Origin of the sequence: Mesorhizobium sp. M7A.F.Ca.US.005.03.2.1 (assembly GCF_003997795.1) — a bacterium.
Lineage (GTDB): Bacteria > Pseudomonadota > Alphaproteobacteria > Rhizobiales > Rhizobiaceae > Mesorhizobium > Mesorhizobium ciceri.
In genome coordinates this window covers 1-1817 of sequence record NZ_RZRP01001072.1, presented here as the reverse complement: position 1 = coordinate 1817, position 1817 = coordinate 1, and the positions used below count along the sequence as shown (strand labels likewise).

Here is a 1817-nt window from a genome sequence, read left to right as displayed (position 1 = left end):
GCACCGTGGCGCCAATCATCAAACTGCAAAACGCCGTGATTGTCCGTTTCATCTTTTCACTCCTGTTGAATGGGGTCGACGGGTTCGGGGATTACTGACGTCGGAGCGCCCGCAGTTCGGAGATCGAAAGCGCGCCATCGCCGTTCTTGTCCGCCTGCAGCAGCCGGTCGGGAATGAAGGCGGCAAACTCGTCGCGCGAAATCTTGCCGTCGCCATTGCGGTCGATGCGGCCGGCCTGGGCCTGGAAGCCGGCGAATTGCGTGGCCTGGAAGTCGCGCTTCGACTTCACCCGTTCCACTGCCCCGCGCACTTCGTCCGCATCGAGCAAGCCATTGTGGTTGGCATCCATCCGGTCGAACATCTGCGCCCGCGCGGCCTGGATTTCGCCGAACTCGAGCTTGCGGTCGCCGTTGGTGTCTATGCGCCGGAAGAGTTCCCTGGCACCGCCGTCAGCCGCACAGGCGCTGGCGGTGCAGAACAGCACGCCAGCAAGAGCCATGACGATCTTGTTCATATTGATCTCCGCATTGGGTCGGATGGTCCGCCGCGGACCGTCCTTGCAGAGCCTTCTACGCAGCGCCTGTGGTGGTCCTACGCAAAGCGAGATGATTTTTTCGAGGCGGCCAGCACAGCCGCCTATCCCCACCGCGATAGAGGATTCAAGGCCGGCAAAAAATCTTGCGTGTCGAGCGTAGGAGCCCGGCTCTCGCTGCGTATCGGTCAGCAGTCGCCCCCGCGGCCTGACAATGAAAGGACATCATCATGAAACGCTCGTTACTGATTGCGGCCTTGCTCATCGGGCTTGCGCCGCTCTGCGCGGCTCAGGCACAGGACATGCCGGGCCAGCGCATCCTGCAACGGATCGATACCAATGGCGACGGCGCCATCTCCAAGGATGAGATGACGGCCGCCCGCGAGCGCTTGTTCAGGAAGCTCGACCGCAATGGCGATGGCGTCATCGACGAGAAGGAGATGGAGAGCGCCCGCCAGGCGATCAAGGATCGCGCCGAGGTGGCGCAGGCGCGGCTCGGCAGCCGCTGGCGGCGCATGGACGCCAATGGCGACGGCAAGGTCTCCGAGCAGGAATTCGCCAGCAGCATGCCTTTGTTCGACCTCGCGGACCGGGATGGTGACGGCAAGCTCTCCGCCGACGAGATCGCCTCCGTCCGCAAGCTGATCGCCGAGCACGCCAACTGATGCTCGGCAGCGATCATTCCCTTTACAAAACAAGGAGTACGACATGTTGTCTTCGGCAAAGATTCCGATTTTATGTCTCGGTGCGATGCTTGCCTGGTCGGCAGCTTCGCAGGCTTCGGCCGAGGAGTGGCAGCGTCCGACCGCCCATGGCGGCGAGATCAGCCGCAGCGTCACCAAAGATGGCGGCGTCTATACCGGTTCGACCACCCGAACCGGTCCGAATGGCGGCAGCACCTACACGTCGAGCTCCAAATGTGTGGGAGGCGTTGTTGACCGCTGCGCCAGAAGCTATTCTGGCACCGGGCCGAATGGGCAGACCTTTTCGGGAAAACGGGTGTCGGCGCGCGGGCCGTTCCGGGGACGATCGGCCGGCAGCTTCACCGGCCCGAACGGCAACACGGTCCACGGCTTCCGCCGCTGGCGGCGCTGACATCTGGTGTGATGGATTTGAACCCGAAATTCGTTTCTTTGCTCCTCCTGATCGATGCGAATTTCGGATTCGCCGAACCAGCAGTCTCGTCCGTGGATGCGCGCCGCCGTGCGACATGAGGAGCCCCGTGGCGACGATGAGCTGCTTCTGGCGCGCATCGCCGCGGGCAGCCAAAGCGCGCTGTCCGAGC

The 1817-nt window shown here is 63.1% G+C and carries 3 protein-coding genes; 2 read left to right on the top strand and 1 reads right to left on the bottom strand.

Annotated elements, in window-relative coordinates:
• Window positions 1-91: 91 nt before the first annotated feature.
• On the bottom strand, window positions 92-514 hold the full coding sequence (locus tag EN991_RS34715) for an EF-hand domain-containing protein (protein WP_127370417.1): 423 nt from the start codon (window positions 512-514) through the stop codon (window positions 92-94).
• Window positions 515-762: 248 nt separating this feature from the next.
• On the opposite strand from EN991_RS34715, the gene EN991_RS34710 reads away from it, so the two are divergent.
• Entirely contained in the window at window positions 763-1197 is a 435-nt protein-coding gene (locus tag EN991_RS34710) for an EF-hand domain-containing protein (protein WP_127370416.1), read from the top strand.
• 43 nt (window positions 1198-1240) lie between these two features.
• Window positions 1241-1627, top strand: a complete 387-nt coding sequence (locus EN991_RS34705) for a hypothetical protein (protein WP_127370415.1) — start codon at window positions 1241-1243, stop codon at window positions 1625-1627.
• Window positions 1628-1817 lie beyond the last annotated feature (190 nt).